At 70.9% G+C, this 18,325-nt stretch carries 10 protein-coding genes; 7 read left to right on the top strand and 3 right to left on the bottom strand.

Translation table 11 applies throughout. From position 1 onward, the window contains the following. Positions 1-1,068 precede the first annotated feature (1,068 nt). From CIK71_RS16920 to CIK71_RS16910, 3 genes are read left to right on the top strand one after another with little or no spacing between them, the layout of a single operon-like run. Positions 1,069-1,932 carry a serine/threonine-protein kinase gene (locus tag CIK71_RS16920; RefSeq protein ID WP_158541868.1) on the top strand — a complete coding sequence of 288 codons (864 nt, stop codon included), beginning with the start codon at positions 1,069-1,071 and terminating at the stop codon, positions 1,930-1,932. Continuing rightward, positions 1,932-3,782 (top strand): DNA polymerase Y family protein, encoded by a 1,851-nt coding sequence (locus CIK71_RS16915; protein WP_114311903.1) that lies wholly within the window; start codon positions 1,932-1,934, stop codon positions 3,780-3,782. The genes CIK71_RS16920 and CIK71_RS16915 overlap by 1 nt, the downstream gene beginning before the upstream one ends. Before the next feature lie 51 nt (positions 3,783-3,833). Next, the gene (locus CIK71_RS16910; RefSeq protein WP_096166848.1) at positions 3,834-7,259 is read left to right on the top strand and encodes an error-prone DNA polymerase; all 3,426 of its coding nucleotides are present in this window, start codon (positions 3,834-3,836) and stop codon (positions 7,257-7,259) included. Between the two features lie 39 nt (positions 7,260-7,298). Here CIK71_RS16910 and CIK71_RS16905 read toward each other — a convergent pair whose 3' ends face one another. Continuing rightward, entirely contained in the window at positions 7,299-9,941 is a 2,643-nt protein-coding gene (locus CIK71_RS16905) for a YhgE/Pip domain-containing protein (protein WP_096166847.1), read from the bottom strand. Beyond that, positions 9,938-12,703, bottom strand: a complete 2,766-nt coding sequence (locus tag CIK71_RS16900; protein WP_096166846.1) for an MMPL family transporter — start codon at positions 12,701-12,703, stop codon at positions 9,938-9,940. The genes CIK71_RS16905 and CIK71_RS16900 overlap by 4 nt, the downstream gene beginning before the upstream one ends. Before the next feature lie 208 nt (positions 12,704-12,911). Here CIK71_RS16900 and CIK71_RS16895 point away from each other — a divergent pair, with 208 nt between their 5' ends. The 4 genes from CIK71_RS16895 to CIK71_RS16880 all read left to right on the top strand — a co-directional run bounded on the left by CIK71_RS16895 (position 12,912) and on the right by CIK71_RS16880 (position 16,862). Then, positions 12,912-13,553, top strand: coding sequence for a TetR/AcrR family transcriptional regulator (locus tag CIK71_RS16895; protein ID WP_096166845.1), 642 nt, complete (start codon positions 12,912-12,914; stop codon positions 13,551-13,553). A 145-nt stretch (positions 13,554-13,698) separates the two neighbouring features. Then, complete coding sequence (locus CIK71_RS16890) at positions 13,699-14,505, top strand: GH25 family lysozyme (protein ID WP_096166844.1); 807 nt, start codon at positions 13,699-13,701, stop codon at positions 14,503-14,505. Between the two features lie 31 nt (positions 14,506-14,536). Then, complete coding sequence (locus CIK71_RS16885) at positions 14,537-15,322, top strand: queuosine precursor transporter (RefSeq protein WP_096166843.1); 786 nt, start codon at positions 14,537-14,539, stop codon at positions 15,320-15,322. Positions 15,323-15,470: 148 nt separating this feature from the next. Next, positions 15,471-16,862: a multidrug effflux MFS transporter gene (locus CIK71_RS16880; protein ID WP_241963865.1), complete on the top strand. Its 1,392-nt coding sequence runs from the start codon at positions 15,471-15,473 to the stop codon at positions 16,860-16,862. Between the two features lie 63 nt (positions 16,863-16,925). Here CIK71_RS16880 and CIK71_RS16875 read toward each other — a convergent pair whose 3' ends face one another. Next, positions 16,926-18,281, bottom strand: a complete 1,356-nt coding sequence (locus CIK71_RS16875) for an ABC transporter substrate-binding protein (RefSeq protein ID WP_096166842.1) — start codon at positions 18,279-18,281, stop codon at positions 16,926-16,928. Positions 18,282-18,325 lie beyond the last annotated feature (44 nt).

Raw genomic sequence — 18,325 nt, 5'->3', positions numbered from 1 at the left:
CCGGCCCCGAAACAACAGCAGCATCCGGATCGGTGGCGTCATCCGGGCCGGGACTGCCAGCAGACCGGGGAGCGGACGCGTCGATGGCAGCCGGACGCGGGGGCGTGACCGGAGTACCGAGCGGACCGAACACACTCCTGCTGCCTGCTATATCGGGACGCTGCTCTTCACGCTCGAACTCTTCCCCCACCGTGACCCCTCCTCCCACACATCCAACCCCTGGCCCACACGCGCATCCTCAACGCCAGGAGTATCGACCTCAACGCCGATAACTCCCCCCATTTTATGTCGAGAACACCGCCACCGAAAGAGCACCGACGCAATGGGGATGAATATGTGGACAACCCACCCACGGGGAGGAAAGGTGAGCTCCTCGAGGAGCATGGAGACGGGCTCATCGACGGTTCATGAATGGCAGATGCGGGGGCTCGCAACCGCAGATGCATGGACGCCCTCGGGGGTCGTCACCAGCACTCATTCCGCAGAGAGTGCCATATAAGCGCTGGCAGAGCCGCTTTACACGTTCGGACGGAAGTGCCCACCGCCGGGCAGCCCGGGCTGGTCGCGCCGCCCATGCCGCCCTCCCAGGACACGGCGACCACTCGTCCGTCGTCGCGCACGGCGCCCGGTGCCGCTGACTCCCGAATTGACCCAGGGGTGCATTTCAGTGAATGACCTGCGCGGTGTGCATAAATTGTCTCTGGGGAGGAGAGGAGCGAATTCCTCAATGCGCACTTGAGGTTCGCCGTCCACCTCGGCGCCCCCTCCGAGGGATTCTCGCCAGCATGGACTCACGCCCTCCCTGCCGCTCCATCGGCACACCGTCCGCCACTTCGGCACTCCCCGATGCATCGCCCCGCCGCCACGCCACTCCGCCACCATGTCGCCCCGCCGTCACGCCACCTGTCACACCCCACCATCAGACTCCGTACGTACGTTCGAAGCCGGGGCCGGCACGGCTTGACCGGAGAGCAGTAATCAGGCGTACAGTTCGAACAGACGTTCGAACTGTAGTTCGAGCCCGGCACGGTTCCCGTCGTGCACGGGATGTCGGGAGGAGGTGGATCGATGAGCACGCGTCTGCAGGTGGCTGCTCGCGAGGCGGAGCCCGTGGACCGGGAGGACCGTCTGGCCCTGGCTCGTGCCACCCTCGGGGCCGCCGAGCGCAGCGCTGCCCGCTGGGGCGGGAAGATCGACCGGACCGCTCTGCGGGGAAGCTCCCTGCATCCGGTGCGGCCCGATGCCGGCTCCAAGCCCGGATCCGCGTCCACGACCTTCCCCGAGCTCGAGTCCGAGGACGGGCTGGGCACACGGCTGGCGGTGCCGGGGCCGCTGTCCGCGCTGTTCCCTCGCAGCAGTCTGCGCGCGGGCAGTTCTGTCGCGATCGAGGGAGCGGCGAGCACCTCCCTGCTGCTGTCCCTCGCGATCGCGGCGATGGGGGAGGACTCCTGGTGCGCGATCGCCGGCATACCCGATCTGGGGCTGCGAGCCGCCCTCGACGCAGGCCTGGACCCCACACGCCTCGCGCTCGCCCCGGCGCACGGGGAGCACCGTCCTCAGGTGCTCTCCGCGCTGGCCGACGGTGTCGGCGTGCTCGTGCTCGGTCCGGGCCTGGACCTGGCCCCCGCGCTGTGGCGCAGCCTGCTGGGCCGCGCCCGCACCGCAGACACATTGGTCCTCGCCGCCGTCCCCCCTGGTCGGGCCGATCTCTCGCTGCGCTCCACCACGCGCAGCTGGACCGGGCTCGGGGCGGGCTCGGGGCGGCTGAGATCGCGCCGTCTGGCGGTCTCCGCCGTCGGCCGAGGGATTGCCGGGCAGCGCGAGGTCGAGGTTCTCCTGCCGCAGGTGGGCGGGATGATCGCGTCGGTGCCGCAGCCCCGCGCCGCCTCCTCCGGGATGCGGCTGCTGGAACCCGTGCAGAGGGCCGGATGATGACTGCTGCCGCCGACCCCCGCACCGACCTCAGCACCGACCTCAACGTCGGCATCGACACCAACATCGACACGAACATCAGCGCCAGCACCAGCACCAGCAGCACCAGCACGGCCACCCGTACCGTCGCCGTCACCGTCCCGGACTGGCCGCTGGTGGCCGCACTGGATCGCCATCAGCGCCGCACGGCCGACGGTGCCAGCAGGACAGACGGCGCCGACAGGACGGACGGCGCCGACGGGCCCTCCGATGCCGCTCCCGCTCTCGACCCCTCCGTCGACCCGGTGATCCTGCTCGACCAGCACCGCGTCACCTTCGCCGGGGCCGCGGCGCAGGAGGCCGGGGCGCTGCCGGGGATGACACGCCGGGCGGCCCGCGCCGCCTGCCCCGAGGCACTCGTGCTGGAGGCGGACAGGGAGCACGAATCAGCTCTGTTCGAGCTGGTCGCAGCCGCGGTGGACACGATCGCCGCCGGGGTCGACGTGCTGCGCCCCGGGGTGCTGCTGATGTCGGCCCGCGGTCCGGCCCGTCACCAGGGAGGGGAGGAGGCGCTGGCCGAGCGGATCCTCGACGCGGTCGCCGAGCTCACCGGCTGGGACGCCGCCGTGGGGATCGCCGACGGACCCTTCGCCGCGCTGCTGGCCTCCCCGCCGGGACGCATCGTGCGCGAGGGCCGCAGCGCCGACTATCTCGCCCCGCACCCGATCACCGCACTGCGCAGCGCGCCCGTCGGCCCGGGATGGGGGCACCGCGGGCAGCCCTCGGCGACTCGTCCTGAGAAGCGGCTGGACCTCGCCGAGACCGTCGACCTGCTGCAGCGGCTCGGCATCGCCAGTCTCGGAGATCTCGCCGCCCTGCCCTCCGCAGCGGTCGCCGATCGCTTCGGGCCCGACATCGCCACCCTGCACCTGCTGGCCCGCGGCGGGGAGCCCGCCCCGCCCGCGGCGCACCATCCCACCCAGCCGCTCCTCGCCGAGACCACCCTGGAGACCCCGCTGGTCCGCACCGACCAGGCGGCCTTCATCGCCCGTCCGCTGGCGGAGGAGCTGCACACGATGCTCGTCGAGCGCGGACTGATCTGCACCCGGCTGAGGATCGTGGCCCGCACCGAGGGCGGCGAGGAGATGGAGCGCACCTGGCGCCACGACGGCGCACTCACCGTGGCCGATGTCGTGGACCGCATCCGCTGGCAGTGCGACGGCTGGATCACCCGCTCCCGGCTCGGCGGCCCCGCGACCGGCGCGATCACCCGGATCGGTCTGCACCCGCTGCAGCTCGCACCGGCCGGGGAGGGTGCACCGGCCCTGTGGGGCAGCGCCGGCGAAGCCGCCGTCCGGGCCTCGCGCGCTTTCGCCCGTGCGCAGGGACTGGCGGGCGAGGATGCCGTCCAGGTCCCGGCGCGGCTGGGCGGACGTCTGCTGGCCGAGGAGACGACGCGGGTGCCCTGGCGCAGCGAGAAGCCGGCCGCGCGTCCCGGACCCTGGCCGGGCTCCCTGCCGCGTCCGGTGCCCACCACCGTGTTCCGCGAGCCGCCGTCGGTCGCCCTCCAGGATGCCGCGGGACGGCCCGTCGTGGTCACTGCTCGGGGTCTGCTGAGCGCCGCTCCGGCCCGGCTGCTGGTCCTCGCGCCCGGGGCTCCGGTCCTGCAGCGTGCCGGGCTCCGCGCCGGGTCGGAGCACCCGGTGCTCGCCCACGGTGCGCCGACGGTGATCGACGAGCGCTGGTGGACCCCGGCGGGCGTCCGCTCCGCCCGGCTGCAGCTGGTGGTGCGCTCCGCGGGCGACGAGGAGACCGCGGTGCTGGCGCTGTCGCGGACCGGGAACTGGATGCTGGAGGGGCTGTATGACTAGGCAGAGCGCACAGAACGCCCAGGCTGGGCAGATCACGCAGGAGCACGCCTGATGGCCGGCTGGTTCCTGGGCCCGCCCGCGTGGAAGGACCTCGAGGCGGTCCTCTCGGATCGTCCGGCCGAGCCGGTCTCCCCGCCGGTCGTCGTCGAGCGCACCGGCAAGGTCGTCGAGGACGCGTACCGGCCTGCCCGGCTGGTCGACTACGCGGAGCTGCATGCCCACTCGCACTTCAGCTTCCTCGACGGCGCCTCGAGTCCCGAGGACATGGCTCGCCAGGCCGCTCGGCTGGGTCTGGGCGCGATCACCCTGGTGGACCATGACGGCCTGCCCGGGGCGGTGCGCTTCTCCCGCGCCGCGGAGGAGCAGGGAGTGGCCACCGTGTTCGGCGCCGAGCTCACCCTCGGCCTCGAGCCCGGGGCCGACGCCGCGAGCGCGACTCCCGTGGTCTCCGCGCCCCGCACCGGCGTCCCCGATCCCGAGGGGGAGCACCTGCTGGTGCTGGTGCGGGACACCGCCGGGTACCGGAAGCTGTCGGCCGCGATCGCCCGCGCGCATCTGGACAGCGGGGAGAAGGCCGTCCCGCGCTACCGCCTCGCGGAGCTCTCCCGCCTGGCCCATGAGGGGAACTGGCAGATCCTCACCGGCTGTCGCAAGGGTGCCGTGACCCGAGCGGCCGCGCCGCATCTGGAGACGGGCGATCTGGAGGGGGCCGCGCACGCCGCGGCCGACGCGATCGCCCGTCTGGTGGACCTGTTCGGCGCCGGCAACGTCGCCGTGGAGCTGGTCGTCGGCGGCGGGGGAGAGGCAGACGAGCTCCACGACGCCCTGGCCCAGGGCACCCGTCTGGTGCGCGAGTCCCACGGGCTCGACACGGTCTCCCTGCCCCTGGTCGCGACCACGAACGCCCACTACGCGCGACCGGCGGACAAGCGCCTGGCCGACACCCATGCCGCCCTGCGCGCCGGGGTCCCCCTGGCGGACGCCGACCCGTACCTGGCCTCACGGCCCGCCCATCTGCGCAGCGGGGAGGAGATGGCCCAGCTGCTGCCGCGCTATCCCGCGGCGATCGCCGCGGCCGCCCGACTGGGCCGGGACTGCGCCTTGGACCTGCGGCTGCTGGCCCCGGACCTGCCGCCCTTCCCGGTGCCCTCCGGGCACGACGAGGCCAGCTGGCTGGTGGAGCTGGTGGAGATCGAGGGTCGCGAGCGCTACGGGCCACGGCCCGCCCCCGACCGGCCCGAACGCACCCCCGGAGCGTGGGCGCAGATCGACCACGAGCTGAAGGTCATCGTCGACCTGCACTTCCCCGGCTACTTCCTCATCGTCCACGAGATCGTCGACTTCTGCGCCGGCGAGGGCATCCTCGCCCAGGGCCGAGGCTCGGCCGCGAACAGCGCCGTCTGCTATGCACTGGGCATCACCGCGGTCGAGCCCGTCCGCCATCATCTGCTGTTCGAACGGTTCCTGGCCCCGGAGCGGGACGGCCCGCCGGACATCGACATCGACATCGCCTCCGATCGTCGCGAGGAGGTCATCCAGCACGTCTACGCCCGCTACGGCCGGGAGAACGCCGCGCAGGTCGCCAACGTCATCACCTACCGGGCGAAGCTCGCGGTGCGCGACGCCGCGCGGGCGCTCGGCTACGACCCCGGGGCGCAGGACGCCTTCTCCCGACGGATCGAGCGGTCCTTCTCCTCGCTGGCGGACGCCGACATCCCCCGTGACGTGGTCGAGCTGGCCCGGAAGCTGCGCGATGCCCCGCGTCATCTGGGCATCCACTCCGGCGGCATGGTGCTGTGCGACCGTCCGGTGATCGAGGTGTGCCCCGTCCAGTGGGCGGCGATGGAGGACCGCAGCGTGCTGCAGTGGGACAAGGAGGACTGCGCCGATGCGGGCCTGGTGAAGTTCGATCTGCTGGGTCTGGGGATGCTCACGGCGCTGGACCACGCGCTGCGGATCGTCGCCGAGCACCACGGCCAGCATTTCGAGCTGCACACCCTGCCGCAGGAGGACCCCGCCGTCTACGACATGCTCTGCGCGGGGGACAGCATCGGCGTGTTCCAGGTGGAGTCCCGCGCGCAGATCTCCACCCTGCCACGGCTGAAGCCCCGTGAGTTCTACGACCTGGTGGTGGAGGTCGCCCTGATCCGGCCCGGACCCATCCAGGGCGGCTCCGTCCACCCGTACATCCGTCGGCGGAACCGGGAGGAGCCGGTCACCTTCCTCCATCCGCTGCTGGAGAAGTCCCTGGGCCGGACGCTGGGGATCCCGCTGTTCCAGGAGCAGCTGATGCAGATGGTGGTCGACGTCGCCGACTTCACCCCGGCCCAGGCGGACCAGCTGCGCCGCGCGATGGGCTCCAAGCGCTCCACGCAGAAGATGCTCGAGCTCTCCGATGCGCTGTTCTCCGGGATGGCGAACCACGGCATCACGGGGGAGGACGCCGACGCGGTCCACCGCAAGCTGCTGGCCTTCGCCAACTACGGCTTCCCCGAATCCCACGCCTACTCCTTCGCCTACCTGGTGTACGCGAGCTCGTACCTGAAGTGCCACTATCCGGCGGCGTTCACCGCGGCGCTGCTGCGCTCCCAGCCGATGGGCTTCTACTCGCCGCAGTCGCTCGTCGCGGATGCCCGTCGGCACGGCGTGCTCACCCGCGGGCCCGACGTGCTGCGCAGTCGTGCCCGCACCGATCTGGAGACCGACGACGAGCACCTCGGCTACCGGGTGGACCCTCCCCGTGCCCAGGTCCAGGGCGAGGCGGCGGCACAGGGCCCGGCGATCCGGCTGGGCCTGGACCAGGTGCGGGGGATCAGTACGGAGACCGCCGAGCAGGTCACTGCCGAGCGGGAGCGGGGAGGGGCCTTCGTCTCGGTCACGGATCTGGCCCGGCGGGTGCGGCTGACCGCTCGCCAGCTCGAGGCGCTGGCCACCGCCGGAGCGCTCGACGCGCTCGCGAGCTCCCGACGCCAGGCGCTGTGGGCCGCCGGGGCGGCGGCCCAGGAATCCCCGGACACGCTGCCGCACCTGGCCATCGGCGCCCAGGCCCCGATGCTGCCGGGGATGAGCGAGGCCGAGCTCGCGACCGCCGACGCCTGGGCCACCGGCATCACGCTGGATGATCACCCGATGGCGTTGGTGCGCGAACGACTCGCGGCCGACGGGATCCTCTCGATCCGGGGCACCGGCGCGGCGGAGGACTCCAGCCGGATCCGCGTGGCCGGCGTGATCACGCATCGGCAGCGTCCGGCGACCGCCGGGAACGTCACCTTCCTCAGCCTCGAGGACGAGACCGGGATCCTCAACGTGGTGTGCTCACAGGGGTTCTGGGTGCGTCATCGGGCTGTGCTGCGCACCGCCCGGGCGATCGTGCTGCGCGGGGTCGTCGAGAACCGCACCGGGGCGGTGAACCTCGTCGCCGATGACGTCGTGTCCCTGGACCTGGCCGCGGCGGGCCGGTCCAGGGACTTCCAGTGACCAGGGACGACGGGGAGCGGTGACGACGGTCAGCGGGGCTCAGACGGCGGCCGGCGCCGCGTCCACCAGCACCCGGTCCGAGCGGTCGGCGCGTCGGGCCGACCGTGCCGTCGCGAGCGTCACCAGCAGTGATACCGCAGCCCAGGCCAGGATCGACAGCAGCGTTCCCGAGGTCGAGACCAACGACCCGCCGAGGGCCGCGTGCACGAGCCCCTCGGTGACGATCGGCAGCGGCAGCAGTGCGCTGACCGACTGCAGCAGCGGGGGAGCGGTGGCCAGCGGGACGATGCCCACCAGCGTCACCACCTGCAGCACCATCACCACGATGGAGGCGATGCGTCCGATGCGGTCGCCCAGCACCGTGAGCAGCGCCTGGTGCAGCGCGGCGAACATGCCCGCTCCGGCGAAGGCCACCACCCCCACGGTCGCCGGGGAGACCGGGGAGATGCCCACGGCGGCCAGCACCGCGAGCACCGCGACGGTCTGCACCACCGCGATGAGCAGAGCAGGGGCCAGCGAGCGCAGCACGACCCGACCCATCGGGACCGCACGATCCAGCAGCTTGCGCGACAGCGCCGGCAGCAGCAGGAAGCTCGCGAAGGCGCCGAGCCACAGGGCGAGCGCCGTGACGAACGGGAAGGTGGCGGTCGAGGCGCCGTCCGCCTCGTTCTGCCGCTCCGCCTCGGTCGTGACCGGGTTCGAGGCCATCTCCGCCATGCGGCTGCGCTCGTCGTCGGTGTAGGTCGGCACGTCGTCCGCACCATCGCGCAGACCGGTCGCCAGCTCACCGGTGCCCTCGGAGAGCGACGTGGTGCCGTCGGCCAGCTCCCCGGCGCCACCGGCGAGCTCCCCGGCGCCACCGGCGAGCTCCTCGCTGCCGTCGGCCAGCTGGTCGGCCCCCGTCCCGAGAGCGGCCGCGCCGCCGGCGAGCTCCTCGCTGCCGTCGGCGAGCGTGCTCGCCCCGTCGGCGCTCGAACGAGCACCGACTGCCAGCTCGTCCGCCCCGTCGGCGAGCTGATCCACACCGTCGGAGTACTGGTGGAGCCCGTCCTGCAGCCCCGTCACACCGGTGACGAGCTCACCCGCGCCGTCGGCGCTCGCTCGAGCACCGGTGGCCAGCTCGTCCGCGCCCGCCACCAGGCCCGGGTTCGCGTCGGTGCCGTCGCCCGCGAACGCGGTGTCCAGGCCCTCGGAATACGCGACCAGTCCCTCGGTGCCCTGGACCAGGCCCGGCTCGGAGTCGGTGCCGTTGACACCGTCGGCGAGCTGTTGGACGCCGGGGGCGATCTGCTGAGCGCCCTCGCTCACGCCGTCCGCCACAGCGCTCAGACCGGGATTGTCAGCAGTGCCATCACCGTTCACGGCACCAGAAACTCCCTCTGCCGACGCGCCGAGCCGGGTTGCCTGCTCGCATTCCGCACTCGTGGGGTCCTCAGCGCAGAGGCTCGTCTGAAGCGCCTGGGCATCCGCCGCCATACCAGGGTTCGACTCCGTGCCGTCTCCGTTCACCGCGACATCGATCCCGCCGGCGTACTCCGCGATGCCGTCGGCCGCCTGTGACAGTCCCTCGCCCTCGCCGGCAAGCCCGTCAGCAAGCTGCTGTGCGCCCTGACCGAGCTCGGCGGTGCCGTCGGCGACGCCCTGGGCGGTGGTGACCAGGCCGGGGTTCTCCGCGGTGCCGTCGCCGGAGACGACGTCACCGGCCTGGGCGACACCGCCGGCATAGTCCTCGGCCCCGGTGGCGAGCTGATCGGCGCCCGCGACCAGGCCCGGATTCTGCTCGGTGCCGTCGCCCTCGACGCCGGCAGCCAGCTGGTCCACGCCGTCGAGCAGTCCGGGATCGCCGTCCCTGCCGCTCATGCCCGTCCGGAGCTCGCCGGCTCCGTCGGCCAGACCCTCGGCGCCGGTGGCGAGCTCATCGAGCCCGTTCGCGAGCTCGCGGGTGCCGTCGGCCGTCTGCCGGGAGCCGTCGGCGAGGCTCCACACGCCCCCGCTGAACTCCCTCGAGCCCTCGGCGGCCTGCTGCGTGCCGTCGGCGAGCTCGCGGCTCCCGTCCGCGAGGCCCGAGGTGCCGTCGGCGAGGTCCGAGGCGCCGTCGTCGAGCTCCTCCGCGCCGTCGGCGGCACCGGAGAACCCGTCGTGGAGGTCGTTGAACCCGAGGTAGAGACCGTCGAGGTACTGCTCGGCCATCTGCCCGCCCATCGTGGAGGACGAGGCATCGGCGACCGCGGTGCCCACCAGGGCGTTGATCTGCCCGCTGGCGTCGTTCGTGGTGACCTCGAGGATCGCCTGCGCGGCTTCGGGGGAGCCGATCGTCGCGAGCTTCTCCGAGAAGTCCTTCGGGATCACGACCACGGCGGAGTAGGTGCCGTCGGTCAGGCCCTCCTCGGCGTCGTCCTCCGAGGTGAGCTGCCAGTCGAAGCCGGTGGTCTCCGGGGCATCGGAATCGTCGACGGTTCCCGGCTGGGTGAGGGACCCGGCGAGCAGACGCCCGAAGGGCACCTCCTGGGTCTCGCCGTCGGCATCGGTGACCTCGGCGCCCTCGTCGAGGTTGACGACGGCGGCCGGCACCGCGTCGAGCCGGTCTACGCGGCCGCTGAGCGCCCACAGTCCGATGCCTGCCACCAGCAGGGGGAGCAGGAGCACCACGATCAGGGTGCGGGGATGCTTGAGGCGGGTCATGCGAGAGCTCCTTCGGAAACGGAAGCGGTGGAGCGCTGAACGGCGAGGGCGAGCAGACGACGGGGGTCGCGCAGCGTGCCCTGGAGATGATGTTCGGCCTCGGAGACGCTGGTGGTGCGGGAGCCGACGACGACCGTGGCACCCTTCTCCAGCAGTGCGTCGAGACGCTCGACGAGGGTGTCGTCCAGGGCGGTGGCGCCGTGCACGAGATCCTCGAGGCGTTCGACGACGATCACGGCGGTGTCCAGGCCGCGACCGGGGACGTCCCGCAGCCGCGCGGCGACATCGGAGCCCGTCGGGATCCAGTGGGCGCGTCCCTGGATCGCGCCGAGATCATCGGGGGCGAGCCGGTCGTGGACGGCGAGCACACCGGAGGAGGGCGCGAGCCGGCCGGCGGCCAGGGCGAGGAACGAGGCACGGGCCGGATCGTCGGACGACCGCACCACCAGGAGCGTGCCCGGCGTGACGGCGCCCGTGAGCGGGCCGATCTCACCGCGCGCGCCGACCAGCGGGGCGACGACGTCCTGCAGGCGCAGCGCATGGACGCCGTGCTCCTGCGTCCAGTGACGGTGCTCGAGGACCGCGTGCAGACCCTCGCCCTCGACGTCCACGCGCGGCAGGAGCCGGTCCAGCCAGGCGGGCAGCCACCAGGCGTGCTTGCCGAGCAGTGCGAGCACGGCGGGCACCAGGGTCATGCGCACCACGAAGGCGTCCACCAGCACCCCGACGGCCAGGCCCACGGCGATCGGCTGCAGCATGAACCAGCCGGAGGTCACGAAGCCGGCGAACACGGCGACCATGATCAGGGCGGCGGCGATGACCACCGGGGCGCTCGCGGTGAAGCCCTTCTCGATCGATCCGCGGGCGTCGCCGGTGTGGGTGAACTCCTCGCGCATCCGCGAGACCAGGAAGACCTCGTAGTCCATCGCGAGACCGAACAGGACGCCCATCACCATGATCGGCATGAAGGCGACCACCGGGCCGTTGACCGAGACCGACAGCGGGGCGTTGAACCAGCCGTACTCGAACACCATCGAGGTGACGCCGAAGGCGGCGGCCACCGAGAGCAGGTAGCCCACCGACGCCTTGATCGGGACCCAGACGGAGCGGAACACCATCGCGAGCAGGATCAGCGACAGCCCCACCACGAAGATCGCGAAGGGGAGCAGCGCGGAGCTGAGCTTGTCGGTCACGTCGATGCCGACCGCCGTGGAGCCGGTGACCGTGACGTCGGAGATCGAGTACTCGTCCTCCCAGCCCGGACCGCTGTCGCGCAGTTCGTGCACGAGGTCCTTGGTGGACTGGGCCGTGGGCCCGCCCTCGGGGACCACGGCGATCACGGCGAGGTCCGCGCCCTGGTTCGGGGTGGCGATCTGGATCTCCTTGACCTCGTCGATGTCGGCGATCTCGGCCTCGAGGTCGTCGACGACGCCCAGCGGATCCGTGGTGTTGATGATGTCCGCAGTCACCAGGAGAGGCCCGTTGTACCCGGGGCCGAACTCCTCGGCGATCAGATCGTAGGTGTCGCGGGCCGGGGTACCCGGCTGCTCGGTGCCGAGATCCGGCAGCGCGAGCTCGAGGTCCTTGATCGGGATCGCCAGGGCGCCCACGCCGATCACGACCACGAGGATGGTGAGGGCAGGCACCTTCGTCACCAGGCGGATCCATCCGGTGCCGAAGGGCCGACGCCGACGATGGGTGTCCTCCACCGGGGGCAGCACGCCGTCGTTCTCGGCCATGAGCCTGCGGATCTTCCGGGGGCGCAGGTGCTCACCCATGATGCCCATCACGGCGGGCAGCATGGTCAGGGCGACGACCACCGAGAGCGCGACGGTCGCCGCCGCGGCGACGCCCATGATGGTGAGGAACGGGATGGCGGTGACGAACAGACCCACCAGCGCCACGATCACCGTGAGACCGGCGAAGATCACGGCGCTGCCGGAGGTCGCGAGGGCGCGCCCGATGGATTCCTGCACGTCCTCCCCGCGGCCCAGCTGGTCTCGATGGCGGGAGAGGATGAACAGCGCGTAGTCGATGCCGACGGCGAGGCCCAGCATCGCGCCGAGCGCCGTGGTCACCGAAGCGATCTCGACGCCCGCCGAGAGCGCCACCACGGCGAGCATCGACACGCCCACGCCGACGATCGCGGTGACGATCGGGATGAACGCGGGCACGAACGAGCGGAACACGATCGCCAGGATGATCAGGGCGATGATGATGCCCGCGACCTCGCCCGCACCGAAGGGGACCTCGGCGTCCTGGAGCACCTGCCCGCCGATGTTGGCCTCCATCTCCGGGGTGCTTGCCGACTCCACCAGGTCGACGAGCTCGTCGACGGACTCCTCGGGGTAGGACCCCTGCTGCCCGTCCATCTGGAACTGGCCGATGATGGCGGTGTCGTCGTCCGTGCGGGTGCCGGGGGAGAGGTCGTCGAAGGGGGACGGCGCAGTGGCGACGCCCTCGACGTCATCGATCTCCTCCATGAGGTCGTCGATCTCCGACTGATGGTCGTCGATCGTGGAGCCGTCCTGGGTGACCAGTACGACCTGCCCGGAGGTGCCTCCCATCTCGGGGAACCGGTTGGCGAGCGAGTCGATGCCCCGCTGGCCCTCGGTGCCCGGGATCTCGATCTCGGAGGAGAACGTTCCGCCGAGTCCGACGGCCAGGCCTCCGAGGGCGACCAGGAGGATCACCCAGACGGCGACGATCTTCCACCGCAGGGAGGCCATGAGGAGGCCGAGGCGATACAGGGACGAGGACACGCGACCTCCAGAGCGGGGTACAGCAGACGGGCGTGAAGCCGACCAGCACTCGGATCGCCGCTGTGATGCACTGGCGTATCCGGAACGAGCCCGCATTCAATACACGATTGTATCGATGGGATACTCTGGAGTCACGCGAAGCCGACTGCCCATTCGAGGGCAGGCCTGAGACCTTCCCCACCCCGACTGCCGGACACCCCGAGGAGCCATGACCGATCTTTTCGAGCCGCTGCCCGAATCGGCGGGCACGCGACGCAAGGAGAACACCCGCACGAAGCTGGTGCGGGCCTCGCTCGACGTGTTCGTCGAGAAGGGGGTCGACGGTGCGACCGTCGACGACCTGGTGCGCGCCGCCGGGTTCACGCGCGGAGCGTTCTACTCGAACTTCTCCACCAAGGAGGAGGTCTTCGCGGCGCTGTTCGCCTCGGTCACCGAGGAGATGCTCACCATCGCCGACAGCTCGGTCGAGAAGGCCGTCGAGGGCGCCCATGGCGACGAGGATGCGCAGATGATGGTCGCCGTCTTCGAGGGCATCCGGCCCTTCGGGCGCCAGTGGTACCTGCTCTACTCCGATGCCGTCGCCCGGTCGCTGCGCGACGAGACCATGCGTGCGGAGCTCGCCGTCCAGCGCGAGCGCCTCCGGGACCGGATCGGCAAGATGCTCACCACGCGGATGGGGGAGAACGGCAGCCGCCTGCTCCTGCCGGCCGAGGATCTCGCCCAGCTCCTGGTCGGTGTCTTCGTCGATCTCATGGTGCGCGAGCAGATGGACGGGCGGGACGTCACCGAGCTCGCGGCGACGACGATCCTGGGCACCCTGCATGCCTTCGTGGAGCCCGGGAACGCCTGATACGACGGGAATTCCCGCCCGTTCCCGCCCGATTCGTCGCCTTCCTCCGCAGATGCGGGGCTTGCCAAACCCCTGGTCGGGATGCCTACGGTGTGTCTGGTGTGGCGCCCGTCGCACTGTGCTTCCCCCTCCTCAGGAGACACTCATGCCTCCCTACCTTCCCCGACACCTCGCAGTCCCCGCTGCGGGTTCCGCCCCCTCCTCCGCCACCTCCCGACGCTCGATCCTGCGCGGCGGCGTGTTCGGCGCGGCAGCGCTCACCGCGGGAACGGCCGCGCTCGCTGCACCCGTCGCTCAGGCCGCCGGCAGCATCTACGGCCAGGACGTCTCCGGCTGGCAGGGAAAGGTCGACTGGGCCGCCCAGGCTGAGCTCGGCTCCCGCTTCGCCTACGTCAAGGCCACCGAGGGCCGCACCTTCCGCAGCTCGGACTTCGACCACCAGTACCTCGGCGCCGGCAACGCGGGTCTGGCGCGAGGCGGCTACCACTTCGCGCGGCCCGATTCCGGCGCTCCCGAGGAGCAGGCCGAGTTCTTCCTCAACAATGGTGGAGGCTGGACCGGCGATGGCATCACCCTGCCCGGCATGCTCGACCTCGAGGCGTACTCCGGTCTTCCTCGGGACTACGGCCTCAGCCCGCAGGAGATGCGCGACTGGATCATGGGCTTCTCGAACGCGTACCACGACGCCACCGGCCGCCGGCCCGTGCTCTACACCAGCCTGAACTGGTGGAATGACGTGGTGGGGGACTGGACCCCGGTGAACTCCCCTCTGTTCCTCGCCTCGTACAGCAGCTCGGCCCCCACGACGCTGCCGGGTCGCTGGTGGGCCTACGAGGTCTGGCAGTACTCCGATTCCGGGCCCTTCGCCGGCGACTCCAACGTCTGGCACGGCAGCGAATCCGAGTTCGAGAGCTTCGTCGGCGACGCCGACTATCACGCCATAGGCATCTGAGCTCCGCCGCTGCGGGCCGGGTCACCCACGGATGTGGAGGACCCGGCCCGCTGTGTACCCTGCCCCGGTGAACACGCACAGAAACCCACCCCCGTCTGGAGGCCCGGCCGGCGCCGTCTACGCCGACCGGGGAGCCTCGCACTTCGACATCCTTCTCGCCGCCATGGTCACCGTGGTCATCCTCTCCGGGATCGGAGCCGCCAAGGGCGTCAGCTTCGGAGACGTCCCGGGCACCGGCTTCGAGATCATCACCGACGGCGGCTTCTTCCTCTTCCCCCTCGCCTATGTGCTCGGCGACATCGTCACCGAGCTGTACGGCCCTCGCGCCGCCCGCCGCGCGATCCTGACCTCCTTCAGCGTCAGCATCCTCGCCTCGATCTGCTATCAGGTGATCATCGCCCTGCCTCCGTTCCCGGATGACTACGGCCTCGCCAAGCAGGAGGCCCTCGAGCTCGCACTCGGCCCCGTGTGGATCGTGGTGCTCGCCGGCCTCCTCGGCTTCCTCGCCGGACAGTCCCTGAACTCGCTCGTGGTCAGCCGCATGAAACGACGCACGGGGGAGCGGGGCCTGGTGGCCCGCCTGTTCACCTCGAGCGGCCTCGGTGAACTCGTGGACACGATCATCTTCTGCTCCATCGCCGCGACCGCGATCGGCATCACCTCGATCCAGCAGTGGGCCGAGTACACGGTGCTCGGCTTCGTCTACAAGGTCCTCGTGCAGTACGCGATGATCCCGGTGACCTCACGCGTCATCCGCTGGCTCAAGCGCACCGATCCGACCTACCAGGAGCGGCTGGCCGCGGCGTCGGCCGCGTGAGCGCCCGTCGATCCTCGGAGCGATCCGGATCCACGACGGAAACCCCCTTCCGTGAACGCTCACGACGTCCCTAGGATGGTCCGGACGAGCCGGGCGCGATCCGCGTTGATCCGCCCGGCTCGCTCTGTGACCGCTCGAAAGGACACCCGTGGCTCCCGCCGCCCCTGCCCCTGGACGCGATGACGATCGCGACGAACCCCTGACCTCCACCGGGTCACTCCCCACCCAGACCGGCTCCATCCCGACGATCACCGGTGCGATCCCGGTGATGGAGGATCCTGCCGATCACGATCAGGCGCACCTGCCCAGCGAGGCGGAGCTGCGCCGCACCCGCAGCAAGGTCACCGCGCTGGTGATCCTCGTGCTCACCACCCTGAGCGCGATCGGGCCGCTCGCGACCGACATGTACATCCCCGCGTTCCCGGACGTCGCCGGGGAGCTGTCCACCACGGCCTCGCGGATGCAGCTGACCATCACCGCCTTCTTCCTCGGCACGGCGAGCGGCCAGGTCGTGGCGGGCCCGCTCTCGGACCGGCTGGGCCGCCGGGCTCCACTGCTGATCGGGATCATCCTGTGCCTGCTGGCGTCGATCGGCTGCGCCCTCGCTCCCAGCGTCGAGGTCCTGCTGGTGCTGCGCGTGATCCAGGGCATCGGCGGCGGCTTCGGCATGGTGCTGGGGCGTGCCGTGCTGATCGACATGACCGACGGCCCCGAGCTGTTCCGGGTCATGAACATCATGCAGGGCGTCGGCGGCGTGGCCCCGATCGTCGCGCCCCTGCTGGGCGGCATCATCCTGGTGTTCGGGCAGTGGCGCGAGATCTTCCTCGTGATCGCCGCGATGTCGCTGATATCGCTGATCGGGGTGATCTTCCTGATCCCGGAATCCCTTCCCGCCTCCCGACGCCATTCAGGCGGCTTCCGGACGTTCCTGCGCAATTGCCGCAAGCTGCTGCATCGACGCATCTTCGTCGCGTACATGCTGGTCAACGCCTTCTCGGCCTTCGCCCTGATGGCGTACGTCTCCGCCTCCTCCTTCGTGGTCCAGGAGATGCTGGGCTTCACCTCGAGCGAGTACTCGGTGAGCTTCGCGATCAACTCGATGGGCATGATGGCGCTCTCGCTGCTCTCGGCGAAGCTGACCCGCACGATCCATCCCCGCGCGCTCATCCGGGTAGGGCTGATCGTCGTGTCGCTGGCAAGCTTCTCCCTGCTGATGGGGAGCCTCTTCCTGGACACCCCGGCCTGGATCGTCCTCCCGGCGTTCTTCTTCACGGTCGCGCCCCAGGGCATGATCTTCGGCAACGGAGGAGCCCTGGCCTCGGATCAGGCACGCGAGTTCGCCGGCACCGGCTCGGCGATGCTCGGGCTCGGGTTCTCCTTCTCCGCCTCCGTCGCCGCCCCGCTGGTGGGCATCGCCGGAACCCACTCGTCGCTGCCGATGGCGATCGCCATGGTGGCCGGCTGTCTGATCTCCGGCACCTTCTTCGTGATCGCCGGACGGGGGAGCGGCACTCCCAATCCCCACACCGCGGCGGCCTGAGCCCGCTCGCGCCGAGAGCCGGGATCCGTGCAGCAGCGGCCGGGCTCCTCGGCGCGAGACGGCTCAGGACAGCTTGGGCTCGACCTGGCTCGAGTAGATCTCCTCGAGGGTGGCCTGCAGGTCGGTCAGAGCGTCCTCGACGTCGCCCTCGGCGGTGAGAATGGTGCCCACGGAGTTCGCCATCTCCTGGTCTGCTCCCGGCAGGAACACGCGCGCGTAGTCCTGTGTGCGAGCGACCTCGAGCTGATCGATAGCGGTCTGGATCTGCGGGGTCTTCTCCAGCAGCTCGGAGATGTCCGCGCTCTTGCGCACCGGCATGTATCCGGTGGCACCGGAGAAGGCGACGGTGCTCTCCGCCTCGCCCATGAATTGGATCAGCATCGCCCCGGCAAGCTGCTCCTCGGGAGAGATCTCGGCGGGGATACCCAGGCCGGCGCCGCCTGTCGGGCAGACGGGGCCGTCGACCGGACCGGCCGGCAGGAAGCCCACTCCCACCTCGAAAGACGCGGCCTCGAGCACCCCGATCAGGGACCCGGTCGACGCGATCGTGGCCGAGCACACGCCGGCCGCGAAGGTGTCGGCCGAGTCGCTCGAGGACACCTGCGCCCATCCGTTGGAGTACACGGAGTCCTGCACCCACTGCATAGCCTCGATCGTCGTCGGATCGGTGCAGGTCATCGTCCATTCATCGGACCATGCGGTGCCCTGTCCCCACAGCACGTTCTGCAACGTCCACCCGGCGTATCCGGCCAGGTCGGGATACATGTAGGCGACCTCGCCCTGGGTGAGCTTCGGAGCCCACTCCTCGAACTCCTGCCAGGTCTCCGGGGCGCGGTCCTCGAGGCCCGCCGCGGCGAAGTGGTCCTTGTTGTAGTAGAACAGCGGGGTCGAGCGCCCATAGGGGAGCGCCCACTGCTTGTCCTCGTACTGGTAGTCCTCCACGAGGGTCTCGCGGTAGTCGGAGATCTCGATGTCGAGCTGCTCGATCAGCGGATCCAGCGGCGCGATGTTGCCGTTGATGTAGTAGCGGAACCACCACACGTCGCTGAGCACCACGACGGCCGGCAGATCGTCCTTGGCGGCCTGCGCCGTCTGGAAGCGCTGCGCGATCTCCTCGTAGTTCGACCCCGCCGTGACGTGGTTGACGGTGATCCCGGTCTTCTCGGTGAACTGCTTCAGCAGCTCGGCCTCGACGTCCTTGGACCCGCCCGGATGGCTGGACCAGAAGGCGATCTCGGTGGCGGGTTCGATGTCGGAGTAGTCGGTGGCGTCCTCGTCGCCGCCGCCTCCGCCGTCGTCCCCGCCGACGGAAGGGCCGCCGCAGGCCGCGAGGGCGGCCGCGCCGGCTCCTGCCGAGGCCATGCCGAGCAGGCCTCGCCTGCTCAGGGGCTGCTGGGTGGAACGCTGGGTGTGCTTCATGAGAGATGTCCTTCCGGGACGATGGTGCCGACGAGGTGGTTTCG

This window comes from Brachybacterium alimentarium, from assembly GCF_002332425.1.
Taxonomy (GTDB): domain Bacteria; phylum Actinomycetota; class Actinomycetes; order Actinomycetales; family Dermabacteraceae; genus Brachybacterium; species Brachybacterium alimentarium.
Note: the sequence above shows the minus strand (reverse complement) of the source record. Positions and strands in the feature narration are given on the sequence as shown.